Source organism: Pseudomonas marginalis (genome assembly GCF_024169655.1).
In the GTDB taxonomy this organism is placed as follows: Bacteria; Pseudomonadota; Gammaproteobacteria; order Pseudomonadales; family Pseudomonadaceae; genus Aquipseudomonas; species Aquipseudomonas paraveronii.
The window spans coordinates 1,861,771-1,879,083 of the sequence record NZ_JALJWV010000001.1 but is presented as its reverse complement, the minus strand read 5'-3'; the positions used below and the strand labels follow the sequence as shown (position 1 = coordinate 1,879,083).

General features: G+C 62.2%; 16 protein-coding genes. 7 read left to right on the top strand and 9 right to left on the bottom strand.

Annotated features, from left to right (window positions below):
- Nucleotides 1-41: 41 nt before the first annotated feature.
- The 7 genes from J2Y83_RS08515 to J2Y83_RS08485 form a co-directional block, all read right to left on the bottom strand.
- On the bottom strand, nt 42-896 hold the full coding sequence (locus J2Y83_RS08515) for an alpha/beta hydrolase (RefSeq protein WP_253394456.1): 855 nt from the start codon (nt 894-896) through the stop codon (nt 42-44).
- Nucleotides 893-1,696, bottom strand: a complete 804-nt coding sequence (locus tag J2Y83_RS08510) for an alpha/beta fold hydrolase (protein WP_253394455.1) — start codon at nt 1,694-1,696, stop codon at nt 893-895. The genes J2Y83_RS08515 and J2Y83_RS08510 overlap by 4 nt, the downstream gene beginning before the upstream one ends.
- A gap of 97 nt (nt 1,697-1,793) precedes the next feature.
- Complete coding sequence (locus tag J2Y83_RS08505; protein ID WP_253394454.1) at nt 1,794-2,237, bottom strand: hotdog fold thioesterase; 444 nt, start codon at nt 2,235-2,237, stop codon at nt 1,794-1,796.
- Nucleotides 2,238-2,266: 29 nt separating this feature from the next.
- A complete protein-coding gene (locus tag J2Y83_RS08500) occupies nt 2,267-3,922 on the bottom strand; it encodes an AMP-binding protein (RefSeq protein WP_253394452.1) in 1,656 nt (551 codons plus the stop codon).
- An 85-nt stretch (nt 3,923-4,007) separates the two neighbouring features.
- Nucleotides 4,008-4,457, bottom strand: coding sequence for a phosphohistidine phosphatase SixA (gene sixA / locus J2Y83_RS08495; protein ID WP_253394449.1), 450 nt, complete (start codon nt 4,455-4,457; stop codon nt 4,008-4,010).
- Nucleotides 4,454-4,801 (bottom strand): DUF4389 domain-containing protein, encoded by a 348-nt coding sequence (locus J2Y83_RS08490; protein ID WP_253394447.1) that lies wholly within the window; start codon nt 4,799-4,801, stop codon nt 4,454-4,456. Before J2Y83_RS08490 ends, sixA begins: the two co-directional genes overlap by 4 nt.
- Nucleotides 4,802-4,811: 10 nt before the next feature.
- Nucleotides 4,812-5,837 (bottom strand): NAD(P)H-dependent glycerol-3-phosphate dehydrogenase, encoded by a 1,026-nt coding sequence (locus J2Y83_RS08485; protein ID WP_247396483.1) that lies wholly within the window; start codon nt 5,835-5,837, stop codon nt 4,812-4,814.
- A 195-nt stretch (nt 5,838-6,032) separates the two neighbouring features.
- Here J2Y83_RS08485 and J2Y83_RS08480 point away from each other — a divergent pair, with 195 nt between their 5' ends.
- From J2Y83_RS08480 to J2Y83_RS08450, 7 genes are all read left to right on the top strand, one after another.
- Nucleotides 6,033-8,153 (top strand): TonB-dependent receptor plug domain-containing protein, encoded by a 2,121-nt coding sequence (locus J2Y83_RS08480; RefSeq protein ID WP_367399735.1) that lies wholly within the window; start codon nt 6,033-6,035, stop codon nt 8,151-8,153.
- A 1-nt stretch (nt 8,154) separates the two neighbouring features.
- The gene (locus J2Y83_RS08475) at nt 8,155-9,084 is read left to right on the top strand and encodes an ABC transporter substrate-binding protein (protein ID WP_253394444.1); all 930 of its coding nucleotides are present in this window, start codon (nt 8,155-8,157) and stop codon (nt 9,082-9,084) included.
- Nucleotides 9,081-10,982 carry an ATP-binding protein gene (locus J2Y83_RS08470; RefSeq protein WP_253394443.1) on the top strand — a complete coding sequence of 634 codons (1,902 nt, stop codon included), beginning with the start codon at nt 9,081-9,083 and terminating at the stop codon, nt 10,980-10,982. Before J2Y83_RS08475 ends, J2Y83_RS08470 begins: the two co-directional genes overlap by 4 nt.
- Before the next feature lie 249 nt (nt 10,983-11,231).
- Nucleotides 11,232-11,747 carry a 3-hydroxyacyl-[acyl-carrier-protein] dehydratase FabA gene (gene fabA, locus J2Y83_RS08465; protein WP_247396474.1) on the top strand — a complete coding sequence of 172 codons (516 nt, stop codon included), beginning with the start codon at nt 11,232-11,234 and terminating at the stop codon, nt 11,745-11,747.
- Between the two features lie 11 nt (nt 11,748-11,758).
- The gene (gene fabB, locus J2Y83_RS08460) at nt 11,759-12,979 is read left to right on the top strand and encodes a beta-ketoacyl-ACP synthase I (protein WP_253394442.1); all 1,221 of its coding nucleotides are present in this window, start codon (nt 11,759-11,761) and stop codon (nt 12,977-12,979) included.
- A 170-nt stretch (nt 12,980-13,149) separates the two neighbouring features.
- Nucleotides 13,150-13,566 (top strand): OsmC family protein, encoded by a 417-nt coding sequence (locus tag J2Y83_RS08455; protein WP_253394441.1) that lies wholly within the window; start codon nt 13,150-13,152, stop codon nt 13,564-13,566.
- A 64-nt stretch (nt 13,567-13,630) separates the two neighbouring features.
- Complete coding sequence (locus J2Y83_RS08450; RefSeq protein ID WP_253394440.1) at nt 13,631-14,497, top strand: pirin family protein; 867 nt, start codon at nt 13,631-13,633, stop codon at nt 14,495-14,497.
- Nucleotides 14,498-14,594: 97 nt separating this feature from the next.
- Here the strand turns inward: J2Y83_RS08450 and J2Y83_RS08445 are convergent, their stop codons facing one another.
- A complete protein-coding gene (locus tag J2Y83_RS08445; RefSeq protein WP_253394439.1) occupies nt 14,595-15,323 on the bottom strand; it encodes a dienelactone hydrolase family protein in 729 nt (242 codons plus the stop codon).
- Nucleotides 15,324-15,387: 64 nt separating this feature from the next.
- Nucleotides 15,388-17,292, bottom strand: a complete 1,905-nt coding sequence (gene htpG / locus J2Y83_RS08440; RefSeq protein ID WP_253394437.1) for a molecular chaperone HtpG — start codon at nt 17,290-17,292, stop codon at nt 15,388-15,390.
- Nucleotides 17,293-17,313: the final 21 nt, after the last annotated feature.

The following is a 17,313-nucleotide window of genomic DNA, read 5'->3' as shown; positions in this document are numbered from 1 at the left end:
CCCTTTCAATCCGCCCAGCCTCGGCAGTTGACCGCGTCAAGTCAAGGCGCAGAGAAGAACCGATTGAAACAGTCTGCAACAAGGACCGCGCCAGCCTCGTCATTCAAGTGCAAATGATGGCCACCGGGCAGGGTCGTCACCGTAAAGGGTAGCTGGGAAAGCAACTCGGGATGCCTCGCCAGCATGCCGTCAGCGGCGACCACCAGCTGTGTAGGGCAACCTACGCGGCGCACGAAAGCCATGGCTTGTTCGTCGGTCAGACGCATCGGCGATGCCAGGGTCAAGCGGCTGTCCGTGCGCCAGGTGTAACCGCCCGGCACTGGCATCAAACCGCGCTGGGCCAGCAGTTCAGCGGCTTCGCGGCTGACGGCCACCAGCCCTTTCATCCGCGCTTCGACGGCGCGATCAAGGCTGCTGTAGACCGGCTTGCGCTTGCCCTGCAGGTTCATTTGCGCCTGCAACGCCATGCCCAGCCGCTCGGCGGCGTTCTCGCCGGTGGCGGTCGGCGGGATCACACCGTCGATCAAACCCAGGTGCGTCACCCGCTCCGGCAAGGCACCGGCCAATACCAGGGAGACGATGGCGCCGAGGGAGTGACCAAGTAATGCAAAACGTTTCCAGCCCAGTTGTTCAGCGACGTGCAGCACATCGTGGACGTAATCCCACAACGCATAACCGGCCCCCGTCGGACGATGCGCCGAATGCCCGTGGCCGGCCATGTCGAGGGCGACGATACGCATCCCCTGCAGTTTCGGCGCCAACCGCGCGAAGCTGTTGGCGTTATCCAGCCAGCCATGCAGGGCAATCACCGGCAGGCCGTCTTCGGGACCGAACAGATGCGCGGCCAATTCGATATGCGGCAAGCTCAGGCGCACTTCTTCGACCGGCGTACTCATGCGCAACTGCGCTCACGAGCTTCCCAGCGGGCGAACAGTTGCTTGAGCAAGGTCGCAGTGTCCTGGGGGCGTTCGAGGGGGAACATGTGCCCGCCGGGCATGGTGAGCATTTCCCCCATGGGCAGGCGACCGACGCCGCTGGCGTGGTGACGCATCACCACCCGGCTCTGGCGCCCGCGCACCACCGCCAGCGGCACTTTCAACTGGCGCACCTGGCCTGGACTGGTGTGGGGCACGCCCCGGTAGATGCTGATCTCAGTGGCCGGGTCGAAGCGCAGGCGCAGGCGATCGCCGACCTGATGCAGGCCATGTTGCAGGTAAGCGTCGAAGCATTCCGGATCGAAGCCGCGAAACAGGGTCTTGCCGGCGAAGTAACTGCGCGCGGCGTCCAGGTCGGCGAACTCTTCACGGCGGCCCAGGGTGCGCCCGGCCGGGGTGAGGCGGTCGATAAAACCAAAGCGCTTGGCGGCGCGGATCACCCAGCGGTCGGCCCGGGTCAGCACCGGCGAGTCGAGCATCACCACGCCGCGATACAACTGCGGGCAGCGCATGGCCGCGTGCAAATGCAATACGCCGCCGAGGGAATGGCCCACGCCCCACACCGGCTCGGGCTGCTGCTCCAGATGGTGGATCAGTTCGTCCACCAGGTTCTGCCAGTTGTCGTCCACCGGAAACCTGGGGTCGTGGCCGTGCTGCGGCAGGTGCGCGACTGCATATTCCGGGGCCAGGCCGGCAAACAACTTGCCGTAGGTGGCCGAAGGGAAGCCATTGGCGTGGGCAAAAAACACGTGCTGCGACATACCGGTTCCATCTATAAAAACAGACACTGATTGTCACCACGCCTGGCCGTTACAGCAATGACCGTAACCGCCAGGAATGATGACACTCACGCCACACCTATCGCGCCGGCGGGTTCTCGCCCAGGGGCACCACGGCCACGGTCAGGCGCGAGACGCAGCTGGACTTGCCATCATCATTGGTCAGGCGGATGTCCCACACCTGGGTGGTGCGGCCGATATGAATCGCCTTGGCCACCGCCGTCACCCGCCCGCTGCGCACCCCGCGCAAGTGGTTGGCGTTGACCTCCAGGCCGACGCAATAGAACTTGCTCGTATCGATGCACAGGTAGGCCGCCACTGAACCAACGCTTTCGGCCAGGACTACCGACGCGCCGCCGTGCAGCAGGCCGTAGGGCTGATGGGTACGGTGATCGACGACCATGCTGGCGGTCAGGGACTCGTCGTCGAAACTTTCGAAGCGAATATCCAGCAGCTCACCGATGGTGTTTTTCTGCTGGGCGTTGAGTTGCTCGATATCGGGTTGGGTGCGCCACAGGCTCATACCGTTGTCCTATTGGTTTTATGATGGCCCTAATCCTGCCACAGAATGACTTCGGTGCGCTCGCTCCACACCTGAAACTGCGGGCCGTAGGTCGATTCGATCACGTTGCGCTTGATCTTCAAGGTCGGCGTCAGAAAGCCGTTCTCCACCGCCCAACTGTCTTTCACCACCACCAATTGACGCAGTTGCTCATGCTTGTCCAGCGCCGCGTTGACCTGTTCCAGCCAGCGCTCAAGGCTACTGTGCAAAGCCTGGCGCACATCCGCCGGCCCCACCGCCGACAGCACGCACAGGCCCATCGGCGCGGGCAGGCCGTCGCCGACCACACACACCTGTTCGATCCGCGCATGTTCGGCCAGGCGGTTTTCAATCGGCGCCGGGGCCACGTACTTGCCCTTGCTGGTCTTGAAGATCTCCTTGAGGCGCCCAGTCAGGCGCAGCCGGCCCTCGGCGTCCTGCTCGCCCTTGTCGCCGGTGCGCAGGAAGCCGTCGGGGGTGAGGGTTTCGGCGGTTTTTTCCGGGTCCTTGAAGTAGCCGAGCATGGTCGCGCCACTGCGCACCTGCACTTCGCCCTGCGGGTCGATGCGCACTTCAACGCCCGGACACGGCAGGCCGATCCAGCCGATCGTCTGCTGGCCGGGACGACACACATGGGAATAGCCGCAACTCTCGGTCATGCCATACACCTCCAGCACATCCAGCCCCAGACGCTGATACCAGCGCAGCAAGGCCTCAGGCACCGGCGCCGCACCGGACAGCGCAATGCGTACCGCGTCCAGGCCCAGACCGGCGAGCACCTTGCGGCCCACGCGCTTGCCGATGAAAGGCAGCCGCAACAGGCGGTCCAGGCGTTTTGCCGGGATCTTGCTGTAGACGCCCATCTGGAATTTAGTCCAGATACGCGGCACCCCGAACAGCGCCGTCGGACGCGCCCGACGCAGGTCCGCCAGAAAAGTCTCGAGGCTTTCGGCGAAATACACGGTTTGCCCGGTATAGATCGCAGCCATCTCCACAAACATCCGCTCCGCCACATGGCACAAGGGCAGGTACGACAGCAGCCGGTCGTCCTCCCCCAGGCCGAACAATTCGGTGCCTCGCGTGGCGGCAAAGCCCAAGGCATCAAAGCTGTGCATCACGCCTTTGGGCAGACCGGTGGTGCCGGAGGTGTAGAGGATGGTGGCCAGGTCCGAAGCGGCAGGTCGCGGCTCATCCTGGATCGGTGAATAGGCTTGCAGGTCGGCCCAACTGAAATCGAAGTCGCCCGCCGGGCACAGCGGCAGGCTGATGGTTGGCACGTCGGCTGGAACCCCGGGCGCCATGGCGGGCCAGTCATCGAGCTTGCCGATCAATACCAGCACCGCCTCGGAGTGCTTCAGCACATGGGCGACGGAATCGGCGGTGAGGTTGGGATAGAGCGGCACCGAGACATGCCCGGCCATCCAGATGGCCAGGTCGGCAATGATCCAGTGCGCGCAGTTTTTCGAGATCAGGGCAATGTGCGAACGCTGGGGCAGTTCCCTGGCGCGCAGCCAGTGGGCGGCGCAGCGGGCCTGGTGGCCGACCTCGCCCCAGGTCAGGGTCTGCACCTCGCCGCCGCCGACAGGCTGCACCAGGAAGGGTTTGCGCGGATGCCGCGCTTCACGTTCGAAGAAGACCTGCAACGGCAAACGAAAAGCGACGGGCATGGGACGCGCTCCTTTGTGATCCGATGATAGCCAACCAAGCACTTGCTCGGTTGACTATATAGCACACACAAAGCAGCGAAAGTGCCTACGGATGCTTCACGCTGACCAGGCTCATCAGCCCCGCCAACGGGAATTCCCCCTCCAACTCCGCCAGGCTGGCGGTGTACATCGGCGACGGCTGACGCTGATGGCCATGCTGCAAAAAGCTGATCAGGCTGCCGACCAGCGGCTGATGGCTAACCAGCAGCACATTGTCATCCGTGTCGAGTTTCTCCAGCACCTGCTGCGGGTTGCAGTCCGGCGTCAGCCAGGGCACGGTGCGGATGTCCGACGCGAAGCCCAGCGCCTCACGCACCAGCTGCGCGGTCTGCTGCGCCCGTACATACGGGCTGGCAATGATCGCGCTGACGGGCTGGCCGATCAGGTGCGCCGCGCTGCGCAAGACTTCGGCCCGGCCCTGCTCGGTCAGCTTGCGCTCAGCATCGGTGCGGGCGTGCCCTTCGGCTTCGCCGTGGCGCAAAATCCACAGTTTCACAGTTTTGGCTCTTCATCACGTACCGGGTGCGGTGCCGGCGGCACGCTGTGGGCGGCTTCGCCGTCCGGCGCACGCGGCGTCGGCCAGTCGGCGAATGGCCAGGGCTTTTGCTCAGTGTGAAAGCTGCCGAAGCGGCCGATCTGCGCGAAAAACTGGCTGAGGCTGTCGCCAAAATTCATCAGGCCCAGGTTCGGCGCGCCGTAGACCAGCCGGTAAATCAGTTGCACCACCACCAGCGCACCGAGCAGGAACTGCGCCACTTGCCACACCAGGGCAAACACCAGCATCCACAGGATGCGCAGGACAATGGACTCGTACTTGGGGGCTGCTTTCGGATCGTTCATGACGCGTTCCTCAGTTGAAACCACTGGTGGAAATAAAGTCGACATCGGTTTTCGGCTCGGCGCGCATCAGCAATTCGATGACCTGGTTCAGGGTGCGCCCTTCAAACAGGATCGCATGCAGCCCGGCGACCAGCGGCATGTACACACCCGCCTCCTGGGACTTGGCTTTGAGCACCTTGAGGGTATTGACCCCCTCGGCCACTTCGCCCAGGCGCGTCACCGCGTCTTCCAGGCTCAAGCCCTGGCCGAGGGCAAAACCGACCTGATAGTTGCGGCTTTTCGGCGACGAGCAGGTGACGATCAGGTCGCCCACGCCCGCCAACCCCAGGAAGGTCATCGGGTTGGCACCCTGATTCACCGCAAAGCGGGTCATTTCCGCCAGGGCGCGGGTGATCAGCATGCTCTTGGTGTTCTCGCCCATGCCCAACGCCACCGCCATGCCGGCAATGATCGCGTAGACGTTTTTCAGCGCACCGCCCAGCTCGACGCCGAAGCGATCGCCACTGGCGTACACGCGAAAGGTACGGCCATGCAGCACGGCCTGGACCCGCTCGCACAGGGCTTCGTCTTCACTGGCGATCACAGTGGCGGTCAGTGCATGTTCGGCCACTTCCCGCGCCAGATTCGGCCCGGACAGCACGCCGATGCGCGCCTGCGGGGCGATCTCTGCGAGGATTTCGCTCATCAGCTTAAAGGTGTGCGCCTCGATGCCCTTGGTCAAACTGACCAGCAGCTTGCCCGCCAGGCGTTCGGCGTGGGGCGCGAGCACCGAGCGCAAGGCACTGGAAGGCAGCGCGACGAAACACAGCTCGCAGGCCTCCAGGGTCGCCTGCAAGTCGGTGACCGGCTCGACCGCCGGATGAATCTTGATGCCTTTAAGGTAGCGCGGGTTTTCTCGATGGACGCGAATGGCCTCGGCCTGTTCGGGATCGCGCATCCACTGGCGCACCGGATGACCGTTCTCAGCCAGCAGGTTAGCCACGGCGGTACCAAAACTTCCGCCTCCCAGGACCGCAATAGGGCGCTGTTCAGTCATATGCAATCCGTTAATCCATACCAGTGGCGATGGCAGCATTATACGGAGCCCCCCGCTTGCGGCCAGCCCTCGTATCAATTCACATGCCTGTCGGAAAATGCCATACCGGCGCGGGGGAATTGCAAGGACAACGACTGGCAAATGGCCCAGCCTCGGTTAACATGGTCGGCTATTCGTAATTATCAAGGCCGTGTCGTGTATTTGGGCCCTACTCCCCGTTCATCTCTGTGGTTGATGTTGCTGTGCAGCGGTGCGGCGCTCGCCGACGACCTGTTCCTCGACAACCAACCGCTGCCGCAGGTGCTGACCGCCACACGCCTCAAACAATCGGCCGCCGCCGTGCCCGGCAGCATGACCGTGATCGACAGCGAACTGATCAAGGCCAGCGGCGCACGCGACATCGCCGAGCTGCTGCGGCTGGTGCCGGGCATGATGGTCGGCTACACCAGCGGCAATCAGGCGGCAGTGAACTACCACGGCACCAATGCCAGTGATGCGCGACGCATGCAGGTTTTGATCGATGGCCGCTCGGTTTACCGTGCCGGCCTGGCCACGGTGGACTGGAGTGATATTCCCGTGGCCATGGAAGATATCGAGCGGATCGAAGTGTTTCGCGGGCCCAACACCGTCAGCTACGGCGCCAACGCGTTGATGGCGGTGGTGAATATCCTCACGCGGTCACCGGCTAACAGCCACGGCTCAAGGATAAAAGTGGTACGCGGCGAGCGCGGGATCAATGATTTTTATGCCAGCCAGGGCGTGGGCTGGGAAACCGGCGACCTGCGCCTGTCGATGTCCGGGCAGCAGGATGATGGCTTTGACAACGACGCGGTGGGCGCCGACCGCCGTGACGGTCGGCGTCTCAACCGCTTCAGTCTGGCGGTGAGCCAGACGCTGAACGCGCAACAGAGCATCGACTGGCAACTGAATGCCAAGGAAGGGACCAATCAGCGTCCTTATACCTACGCGCCGGTATTCGCCGGGATTACCGAAGGCGGCAACAATTCCGACGTCGCCGCCAAGGACTATGCCGGTTCCCTGCGTTGGAATTTCGATTTCAATCCCGAACACAGCCTGTATATCCAGGGCTCGGCCCAACAATGGGACCGCCGGCAGATCTGGAAAGCCTGTGATGCCAAGGTGTCGTTCAGCCCGGAACTGACCCGACTGTGGCAGCTCAACCCCAATTACGCCGAGCGATTGGCCCGGCACATGGACGCTTACACCCCAGACAAACCGCCGCCCGGCAGTAGCGCCGAGCAGGCACTAGCCGAGCAAGTGCTGAAGCAATGGGGCAATGGCGGTAAAGACCCGGTGTGCGGCGACATCGACCAAAGCACCCGCGAAAGCCGCTACGACCTGGAGGTCCAGGACACCCTGAGCCTGTCCGACAGCTTGCGCCTGGTCAGCGGTATGAACTATCGCTATGACCGCGCCGACTCCGACACCTATTTCAACGGCACCCTGGATGACACCACCTGGCGCCTGTTCGGCCAGCTTGAATGGCGCGCCAGCGAGCATTGGTTGCTGCAGGGCGGCACCATGTACGAAGACACCCACCTGAGCGGCAACTCGCTGACGCCGCGGGTGGCGGTCAACTACCTGATCAACCCGCGCCACGGCCTGCGCGCGGTGTACTCCGAAGCGATCCGTTCGCCGGACATGTTCGAGAACAACGTCAACTGGAGCTACCGCGTCACCAACCTCAGCTCGCCGGCCTACGGACAAAATTCCGGACAGTACTTCGTCGCGACACGCGGCCCGGGCAACCTCGATAAAGAGCTGATGAAATCCCGCGAATTGGGCTATAACGGCTTTTTTGCCGACATCGGGCTGAACATGGACGTGAAACTGTTCTACGACGAAATCACCGACATGATCAGCTCGCCGCTGCGCAACAATCAGTACATTGCCAGCAACGCCAACAGCTCGCGCTTTACCGGCGCGGAATCCCAATTCGACTGGCGCATGAGCAACGCCGATCGCCTGCGGCTGACCTATGCTTACGTCGACGCCAGCTCCACCAACCCGCTGGACAAGGCGCAAACCGCACGCAACAGCGGTTCAGCCGGCTGGTTGCGCGAATGGGGGCAAGGCTGGTCCAGCGCCTTGTTCTACTATGGCGACGACGCCCTTAACCGCTATCGCTTCGAACGGGTCGACCTGCGCGTCGCCAAGCGCATCGCCTTGGGCAAAGCCAACGTGGAGCTGGCCGGCATGTTGCAACAACGCCTGGATGACCAGCCCACCACCTGGGCCGACAACAACTACGACCATCGCCAAGTGCTCTACTTCAGCGCGGAGTTAGAGTTCTGACATGGGCGATCAGTCACGGACGATCCTCCTCTCTCTCCCCAGACGCTGGCAACGCGGCCTGCTGCTGCTGTGCCTGCTGCTGAGCGTACCGGCCTGGAGCGCCGATATCCTGCTGACCGCCGCCGAAGACGGCGCCGGGGTGCAGGCGTTCGTCCAGGCGCTTGCCCTGCAGCGCCCCGACGACCACGTGACCTTCACGCCGCTCACCGACCTACCCGGCCCAAGCCAATTACCCGCCGGTACGCGCCTGATCCTGCTGGACCTGCCCAGCCTCGACTGGCGCCTGCAGGATGCCCAAGGCCCGTCGACCCTGGTGTTGCGCATCAGCCGCCTGCAGGCACGCCAGCGCCTGGGCCAGGGCGTACCGGCCAAAATCAGCCTGCTGTGGAGTGACCCGCCGCTGGAGCGCCAACTGCGGCTGATCGCCACAATCCTGCCCCAGGCCAGGCGCATCGGCGTGCTCTACGGCGCCGACAGTGAGTTCCTGCTCCGCGAGTTGCGCCAGTACGCCGCGCCGATGGGCCTGGAGATCGTGCCCCAACGCTGGGACGACACTAACGACAGCCGCCCACTGCTGCATTTGTTCAGAAACAGCGATGTGCTGCTCGGCCTTGACGACCCGCAGCTATACAACCCGAAAACCGCGAAGAACCTGCTGCTGAGCAGTTACGCCCGGCAACTGCCGCTGGTGGGGCCGAATGCCGGGTTCGTCAAGGCCGGTAGCCTGGCCAGCACCTACAGCGACCAGACCGACTGGCTGGCCGTGCTCGACCGCCTGCTCGACCACCCGCCCGCTGGCTGGCCGCGCACGTTGTACCCGGAACACTTCAAAGTCATGGGCAACCCGCAAGTCGCACGCTCACTGGGCATCGAACAGGTCGACGAAGCCAACGTCGCCGCCCGCCTGGCCGAAGGAGAAAAACGCCCATGACCTTGCGTCGTCGTTGGGACATCAACACCCGCACCCAGCTCATCACCCTGGGCCCGGCACTGTTACTGACGTTGCTGTTGATCAGCTTCTTCACCTTCGTGCGCATCCAGGACCTGCGCCAGGAACTGGACCACACCGGCCAACTGATCGCCAACCAATTGGCACCGGCCACCGAATATGGGGTGATCTCCGGCAACAACGACGTGCTCGACAGCCTGCTGCGCGCGACGCTGGCCACGCCCCATGTGCGTTTTCTGGAGATTCAGGACAGCGCCGAGAACATTCTGGTGTACGTCGAGCAACCCTCGGAAAATCACGACCGTTCGCTGTCGGTCAAAGTGTTCCAGGCACCGATCCGCCTGCAACATATCCAACTGGGCAATGATTTTTTCCAGGACAACCTCAACGAACCCAAGGCGCCGCGTGCCGACTACCTGGGCCGGGTGATCGTCGGCATGTCCAACGATGCCTTCAGCCAGCGCCAGCAGGAGATTCTGTTCAAGGCCGGCGTGCTCGCGCTGTTCGCCCTGCTGTTTACCTTCCTGCTCGCGCGGCGCCTGGCCGCCAGCCTGTCGCAGCCGATCAGCGCCATGGGCCATGCGGTCAAGGCGATCCAGCAAGGCGACTACAAGACCCCGCTGCCGATTGTCGATGACTCGGAGCTCGGCGACCTCTCGCGACACATCAACAACCTTGCCGAAGGCCTCAACCAGGCCAGCCGCGAACAGCAACAGGCCATGGCCCAGTTGATCCAGACCCGCGAGGAAGCCGAGCGGGCGAACAACGCCAAGTCGGATTTCCTGGCGATGATGAGCCACGAGCTGCGCACGCCGATGAACGGTGTGCTGGGCATGCTGCAACTGCTGGAAACCACCGAGATGACCGAAGAGCAGACCGAATATGCGGCGCTGGCCTCCGAGTCCACGGAGCATTTGCTCAAGGTCATCAATGACATCCTCGACTTTTCGCGCATCGAACGCGCCGCTCTGGAGCTGGAACACATTCCGTTCAACCTCGCGGACCTGATCAACAGCTGCGCCCAGGCCTTCCAGCACAGCGCCCAGCAGCGCGGGCTGAGCCTTGAATTGCCGATCCCGCAGGGCCTGGACACGTTGCGCGTGAAGGGCGACCCGACGCGTATCCGCCAGATTCTGGTGAACCTGATCGGCAACGCGCTCAAGTTTACCGAGCACGGCAGCGTCAGCGTCGAGCCCCATTGGCAACCCCTCGACCATGAACTGGTGTGGTTCACCTGCACCGTGCGCGACAGCGGCATTGGCATTTCCGCCGAGCGCCTGGAACTGATGTTCGATGCCTTCCAGCAGGCCGACAGTTCCATTTCAAGACGTTACGGCGGCACCGGCCTGGGCCTGCCCATCGCCCGGACCCTGGCCGAACGCATGGGCGGCACCCTGCGCGCGCAGAGCGAAGAAGGCCGTGGTTCGGTGTTCACCCTGGAAATCCCGCTGGCCATCGACCAGCACAGCGTGCCGGCCATTGCCGCCAACGCCGAAGGCAAAGCCAGCGCGGGCAATGGCCGGCATGTGTTGCTGGTGGAAGACAACCCGGTCAACCGTACCGTGGTCGAAGCGATGCTGCGCAGCCTGGGTTTTGAAGTGAGCCTGGCCACCGACGGCGCCGAGGCTATCCGCAGCGCCGAGAGCCTGATTTTCACCGCGATCCTGATGGACTGCCGGTTACCGCTGATCGACGGCTACGAAGCCACCCGGCAGATTCGCCACCTGCCGGGCTGTGCCGACCTGCCGATCATCGCCCTCACCGCCAACGCCTTGCAGGGTGACCGCGAACTCTGCCTGGCCGCCGGAATGAACGATTACCTGGCCAAGCCGTTCAAACGCACGGATTTGCAGCAAATCCTGCAGCGCTGGGTGCAATAGCGCCACGCCATTAGCCAACTGCGACTGGCGTGAAAGACGAAAGTGCGGCAGTCTTAGGCACCCGAACGGACCGCTAAACAGGCCCGGTTTATAATTTCAGTGAACAAGTGTACATTGAGTGCCTTGACGCTGTGACTTTCACTACAACGCAATAGTCTATGTGTAGGCTGCCGATATGAGGCATGAACGCGTCGTCGGTACCGGGAAGATTTGCCCTACCCTGCCGCATGGGATTATTGAGGAGCTCGCATGACCAAACAAAACGCCTTTACTCGGGAAGACCTGCTGCGCTGCAGTCGCGGTGAGCTGTTCGGCCCAGGTAACGCGCAACTGCCCGCCCCGAACATGCTGATGGTGGATCGCATCACCCATATCAGCGAAGAGGGTGGCAAGTACGGCAAAGGTGAATTGGTCGCCGAGCTGGATATCACTCCGGACCTGTGGTTCTTTGCCTGCCATTTTGAAGGTGACCCTGTCATGCCGGGCTGCCTGGGCCTCGACGCCATGTGGCAACTGGTCGGCTTCTACCTCGGCTGGCAAGGCTTGCCGGGCCGCGGTCGCGCCCTGGGTTCGGGCGAAGTGAAGTTCTTTGGCCAGGTTCTGCCAAGCGCCAAGAAAGTCACCTACAACATTCAAATCAAGCGCGTCCTCAAGGGCAAGCTGAACCTGGCCATCGCCGACGGTTCGGTGACTGTCGACGGTCGCGAGATCTATACTGCCGAAGGCCTTCGGGTCGGCGTATTCACTTCCACTGAAAACTTTTAAGGGTTATCCGCATGCGCCGCGTCGTTATCACTGGTCTGGGCATCGTTTCTTGCCTGGGCAATGACAAAGAGACCGTCACCGCTAACCTGCGTGCAAGTCGCCCTGGCATCCGCTTCAACCCGGAATATGCCGAAATGGGTCTGCGTAGCCAGGTTTCCGGCTCCATCGACCTGCCCCTCGAAGAATTGATAGATCGCAAGATCTACCGCTTCGTCGGCCACGCTGCCGCCTACGCCTACCTGGCCATGAAGGACGCCATCGCCGATTCCGGCCTGAGCCACGATCAGGTCTCGAACGTGCGTACCGGCCTGATCGCCGGCTCCGGCGGCGCGTCCACCCTGAACCAGATGGAAGCGCTGGACATCCTGCGCGAGAAAGGCGTGAAGCGCGTTGGCCCGTACCGTGTCACACGGACCATGGGCAGCACCGTTTCCGCCTGCCTGGCCACGCCGTTCCAGATCAAGGGCGTGAACTACTCGATCTCCTCCGCCTGCGCTACCAGTGCTCACTGCATCGGTAACGCGGTTGAGCAGATCCAGCTGGGCAAGCAGGACATCGTGTTCGCTGGCGGTGGTGAAGAAGAACATTGGAGCCAGTCGTTCCTGTTCGACGCCATGGGCGCCCTGTCCACCCAGTACAACGACACCCCGGAAAAGGCCTCCCGCGCCTACGACGCCAAGCGTGACGGTTTCGTCATCGCCGGCGGCGGCGGCATGGTGGTGGTCGAGGAGCTGGAACACGCTCTGGCCCGTGGCGCGAAGATCTACGCGGAAATCGTCGGCTACGGCGCCACTTCCGACGGCTACGACATGGTTGCGCCAAGCGGTGAAGGCGCCATCCGCTGCATGCAGATGGCCCTGTCCACCGTGGATACCCCGATCGACTACCTGAACACCCACGGCACCTCGACTCCGGTCGGCGACGCCAAGGAAATGGAAGGTGTGCGCGCGGTATTCGGCGACAAGGCACCCGCCATCAGCTCCACCAAGAGCCTGTCCGGTCACTCCCTGGGCGCCGCCGGCGTTCACGAAACGATCTACTGCCTGCTGATGATGGAAGGCAACTTCATGGCCGGCTCGGCCAATATCGAAGAGATCGACCCGGTCGTCGCCGATATGCCGATCCTGACCAAGACCGTTGAAAACGTAAAAGTCGACACCGTGATGAGCAACAGCTTCGGCTTCGGTGGCACTAACGCCACCCTGGTGCTGAAACGCTGGCAGGGCAAGTAAGCCCCGCAGCTTGATCAGATGAAAACGCCCCGACTGGTTCGGGGCGTTTTTTTTGGGCTTGATGACGGGAGTAATGCCCGCCGCGTCCTGGAAAAAATCCTGGAACACCTGAGTGCCAGCATGTTCTATAACTGCATGACTTTCTTCCTGCCACGCTTGAGAGGTTCGCCATGACCGTTACCGTCAACACCCTGAATGCCGACAACTTCCGCCACAGCCTCAACATCGATAACCACGAGCTGTTCACCGATCTGCCCAAAAGCCTGGGCGGTGACGACTCCGCCCCCTCGCCCCATGACTATTTCGATGCGGCCCTGGCGTCATGCAAGGCCCTGACCCTGAAGCTGTATGCGCAGAGAAAGGGCATCCCGCTGACCGGCGTAACCGTGGAAGTCACCCACGACGACAGCGAAGAGCAAAAGGGCAAGTACGTGCTCAACGTCAAGCTGACGCTCAAGGGCGTGCTCACCGATCAGCAACGCGACGAACTGCACCGCATCGCCGACCGCTGCCCGATACACAAGCTGATGACCTCCGCCGAGGTGAGTATCGAAACGAAATTGTCGGAAGGTGCCTTCAGCCAATAGCGGCAACCTCCGGTCGAGCGGGTTATGCTCTGGGCTATCCAACCCGCTCCGACAGGGACGCACCATGACCACCCTCACCGTGATCCGCCCTCGCCTCGAAGATGTCGAAGGCCAGCCCATCCTGCGCCCGCTGCCATCGCGGGAATGTCGCAGCGTCGGGCCGTTCGTGTTTTTCGACCATATGCTGGCGACCCGCTATGCGCCGGGCAGCGGTATGAATATCCGCCAGCACCCGCATATCGGCCTGTCGACCCTCACCTACCTGTTTGAAGGCGCCTTGCAGCACAAGGACAGCCTCGGTTCGGACCAGTTGGTGGCGGCCGGCGACGTGAGCTGGATGACTGCCGGCAGCGCGATTGCCCATGTCGAACGCACGCCCGAAGCACTCAAGGCCAAGGGATTCAGCCTGCATGGGCTGCAAGTGTGGCTCGCCTCACCCAAGGACCACGAGACCGGGCCAGGGCACTACAGCCACCATCCGGCGGCTAGCTTGCCGGCCAGTGACAACCTGGGCGTGCAGATCCGCCTGATCGCGGGCAATGGCTTCTGCCTCAAATCACCGGTGCCGGTCCTGTCGCCCACGCTGTATGCCGACGTGCAGATGCAGACGGCCACCACCCTGCTGATCCCAGACGAGCATGAGGAACGCGCGGTGTACGTGCTGGAGGGTGACGCGCAGTTGGACGGTGAGCCGCTTGAGGCACACAGCCTGGTGGTGTTGCCGAGCGGACAGGAGATGACTCTGTCTGCCGAGACCGATTGTCACCTGATGGTGTTCGGCGGCGCGCCGCTGGATGGGCCACGCCGGATCAACTGGAATTTTGTGGCGAGCGATCCGGCCGTGATCGAGCAGGCCAGGCAGCGTTGGGCGGCGGGGGATTGGCCGACGGTTCCCGGTGAAACCGAAAGAATTGAGTTGCCGGTGAGATAGCATTCGCGAACAAGCCCGCTTCCACATTCCACCGCATAACGCGGCTAAATGTGGGAGCGGGCTTGCTCGCGACGAGGCCAGGACAGACGCTAGAGACTTAGCCCTTGAACACTTCATCCAACAAGTTATGCATCGACTGGAACGCCCGCGCAGCGGTCTTCGCGTCGTACATCATCATGCCCGGCACATTGGCCTGCGGGTCGGTGAAGGAATGCACCGCACCGCCATAGCTCAGCAGTTGCCAATCCACACCGGCCGCGTTCATCTCATCTTCGAACGCCGGCAGTTGCGCTTTTGGCACCAGCGGGTCGGAAGCACCATGCAACACCAGCACGGAACCCTTGATGTTCTTCGCATCCGCCGGGTTTGGTGTGTCGAGGGTGCCGTGGAACGACACCGCAGCCTTCAACGGTGCGCCGGTGCGCGCCAGCTCCAGCGCACAGCAACCGCCGAAGCAGAAACCGAAGGTGGCCAACCTGGACGTATCCACCGCAGCTTCGCTCTGGCCTTGCAGTTGCGCTAACGCGGCCTGCATGCGCTTGTTCAGCAACGGGCGGTCATTCTTCAACGGCATCATCGCCGCACCGGCTTCATCGTTATTCGACGGGCGCACGGTTTGCCCGTACAGGTCGGCGATCAGCACCACGTAGCCTTGGCTGGCGACGCGCTTGGCAATCTCTTCGGCCCCCGCACTCACCCCCATCCAGTTCGGCGCCATCAGCAGTCCCGGCAGCGGGCCGGTTTGGCTGGCATCGAAGGCCAGGCGGCTTTCATAGGATTGGCCATCAATCTGATAGACCACGGAACGCACAGTGACTTGGCTCATCATTTACTCCAGTTGAGGGGCACAAATGAAAAAACCCGCCGAAGCGGGTTTTTCTACAGCGGGTTTAAACTGACAGTTCAACCAACAGCTTGTTCAGTCGGCGCACATAAGCGGCCGGGTCTTTCAAGCTGTCGCCAGCGGCCAGGGCCGCCTGATCGAAGAGGATGTGCGACAGGTCGCCAAAACGCTCTTCGCTCTGTTCGCCGTCGAGTTTCTCGATCAGCGGGTGAGCCGGGTTGAATTCGAAGATCGGCTTGGAGTCCGGCACCTTCTGCCCGCTGGCTTCGAGGATCTGACGCATCTGCATGCCCAGGTCCTGCTCGCCGATGGCCAGGATCGCCGGGGAGTCGGTCAGACGGTGGGAAACCCGCACTTCGCTGACGGCATCGCCCAGGGAAGCCTTGATCCGCTCAACCAGGCCTTCCTTGGACTTGGCCACTTCTTCAGCGGCTTTTTTGTCTTCTTCGGAATCCAGGTTGCCCAGGTCCAGGTCACCACGCGCCACGTCGACAAAGGTCTTGCCGTCGAATTCGCTGAGGTAGCTCATCAGCCACTCATCGATACGGTCAGTCAGCAGCAGCACTTCGATGCCTTTCTTGCGGAAGACTTCCAGGTGCGGGCTGTTCTTGACCTGAGCGTAGGTTTCGCCAGTCAGGTAGTAGATCTTGTCCTGACCTTCCTTGGCGCGTGCCAGGTACTCGGCCAGGGACACCACCTGCTCGCCGTCTTCGCCCAGCGTGGACGCAAAGCGCAGCAGGCCGGCGATTTTTTCCTTGTTGGCGAAATCTTCCGCCGGGCCTTCTTTCATGACCTGGCCGAAGTTTTTCCAGAAACCTTTGTATTGCTCAGGCTCGTTCTTCGCCAGTTTTTCCAGCATGTCGAGAACGCGCTTGGTCAGCGCCGACTTCATGGAGTCGATGATCGGGTCTTTCTGCAGGATTTCCCGCGACACGTTCAGCGACAGGTCGTTGGAGTCGACCACGCCTTTGATAAAGCGCAGGTACAGCGGCAGGAACGATTCCGCCTGGTCCATCACGAACACGCGCTGCACGTAGAGCTTCAGACCCTTTGGCGCTTCGCGCTGGTACAGGTCGAACGGCGCGCGGGCCGGTACGTAGAGCAGCGAGCTGTATTCCAGCTTGCCTTCGACCTTGTTGTGGCTCCAGCTCAGCGGGTTTTCGTAGTCGTGCCCGATGTGCTTGTAGAACTCCTGGTATTCCTCGTCCTTGATCTCGGTACGCGGACGGGTCCACAGGGCGCTGGCACGGTTGACGGTTTCCCACTCAACGGCTGGCGCTTCTTCGCCTTCGGCGGCTGCTTGCTCTTTCGGCAGCTCGATCGGCAGGGCGATGTGGTCGGAGTACTTCTTGATGATGTTGCGCAGGCGCCAGCCATCGGCGAATTCATCTTCAGCGGCCTTGAGGTGCAGCACGATGCGCGTACCACGATCAGCCTTTTCGACGGTGGCGATTTCAAACTCGCCCTCGCCTTTCGAAGACCAATGCACACCTTCACTGGCGGCGAGGCCTGCGCGGCGGCTGAACACTTCAACCTTGTCGGCGACGATGAAAGCCGAGTAGAAGCCCACACCAAACTGGCCGATCAGGTGCGAATCTTTCTTCTGGTCGCCCGAAAGGTGCTTCATGAAGTCGGCGGTGCCGGATTTGGCGATGGTCCCCAGGTGGGTGATCGCCTCTTCGCGGCTCATGCCGATACCGTTGTCTTCGAGGGTGACGGTCTTGGCGTCTTTGTCGAAGCTCACGCGGATTTTCAGTTCGGCGCCGCCTTCCAGCAACTCCGGCTTGGACAGGGCTTCGAAACGTAATTTGTCGACAGCGTCAGAGGCGTTCGAGATCAATTCGCGAAGGAAAATTTCCTTGTTGGAATACAGCGAATGGATCATGAGGTGCAGCAGTTGCTTCACCTCGGTCTGGAAGCCCAGGGTTTCCTTTTGAGTTTCCACACTCATGGTCATCAAACTCCAATTGGA

Coding starts and splice junctions, on each gene's coding strand:
- J2Y83_RS08515 (WP_253394456.1), bottom strand. CDS start 896: ATGAGTACGCCGGTCGAAGAAGTGCGCCTGAGCTTGCCGCATATCGAA.
- J2Y83_RS08510 (WP_253394455.1), bottom strand. CDS start 1,696: ATGTCGCAGCACGTGTTTTTTGCCCACGCCAATGGCTTCCCTTCGGCC.
- J2Y83_RS08505 (WP_253394454.1), bottom strand. CDS start 2,237: ATGAGCCTGTGGCGCACCCAACCCGATATCGAGCAACTCAACGCCCAG.
- J2Y83_RS08500 (WP_253394452.1), bottom strand. CDS start 3,922: ATGCCCGTCGCTTTTCGTTTGCCGTTGCAGGTCTTCTTCGAACGTGAA.
- J2Y83_RS08490 (WP_253394447.1), bottom strand. CDS start 4,801: ATGAACGATCCGAAAGCAGCCCCCAAGTACGAGTCCATTGTCCTGCGC.
- J2Y83_RS08485 (WP_247396483.1), bottom strand. CDS start 5,837: ATGACTGAACAGCGCCCTATTGCGGTCCTGGGAGGCGGAAGTTTTGGT.
- J2Y83_RS08475 (WP_253394444.1), top strand. CDS start 8,155: ATGGGCGATCAGTCACGGACGATCCTCCTCTCTCTCCCCAGACGCTGG.
- J2Y83_RS08470 (WP_253394443.1), top strand. CDS start 9,081: ATGACCTTGCGTCGTCGTTGGGACATCAACACCCGCACCCAGCTCATC.
- fabA (WP_247396474.1), top strand. CDS start 11,232: ATGACCAAACAAAACGCCTTTACTCGGGAAGACCTGCTGCGCTGCAGT.
- fabB (WP_253394442.1), top strand. CDS start 11,759: ATGCGCCGCGTCGTTATCACTGGTCTGGGCATCGTTTCTTGCCTGGGC.
- J2Y83_RS08455 (WP_253394441.1), top strand. CDS start 13,150: ATGACCGTTACCGTCAACACCCTGAATGCCGACAACTTCCGCCACAGC.
- J2Y83_RS08450 (WP_253394440.1), top strand. CDS start 13,631: ATGACCACCCTCACCGTGATCCGCCCTCGCCTCGAAGATGTCGAAGGC.
- J2Y83_RS08445 (WP_253394439.1), bottom strand. CDS start 15,323: ATGAGCCAAGTCACTGTGCGTTCCGTGGTCTATCAGATTGATGGCCAA.
- htpG (WP_253394437.1), bottom strand. CDS start 17,292: ATGAGTGTGGAAACTCAAAAGGAAACCCTGGGCTTCCAGACCGAGGTG.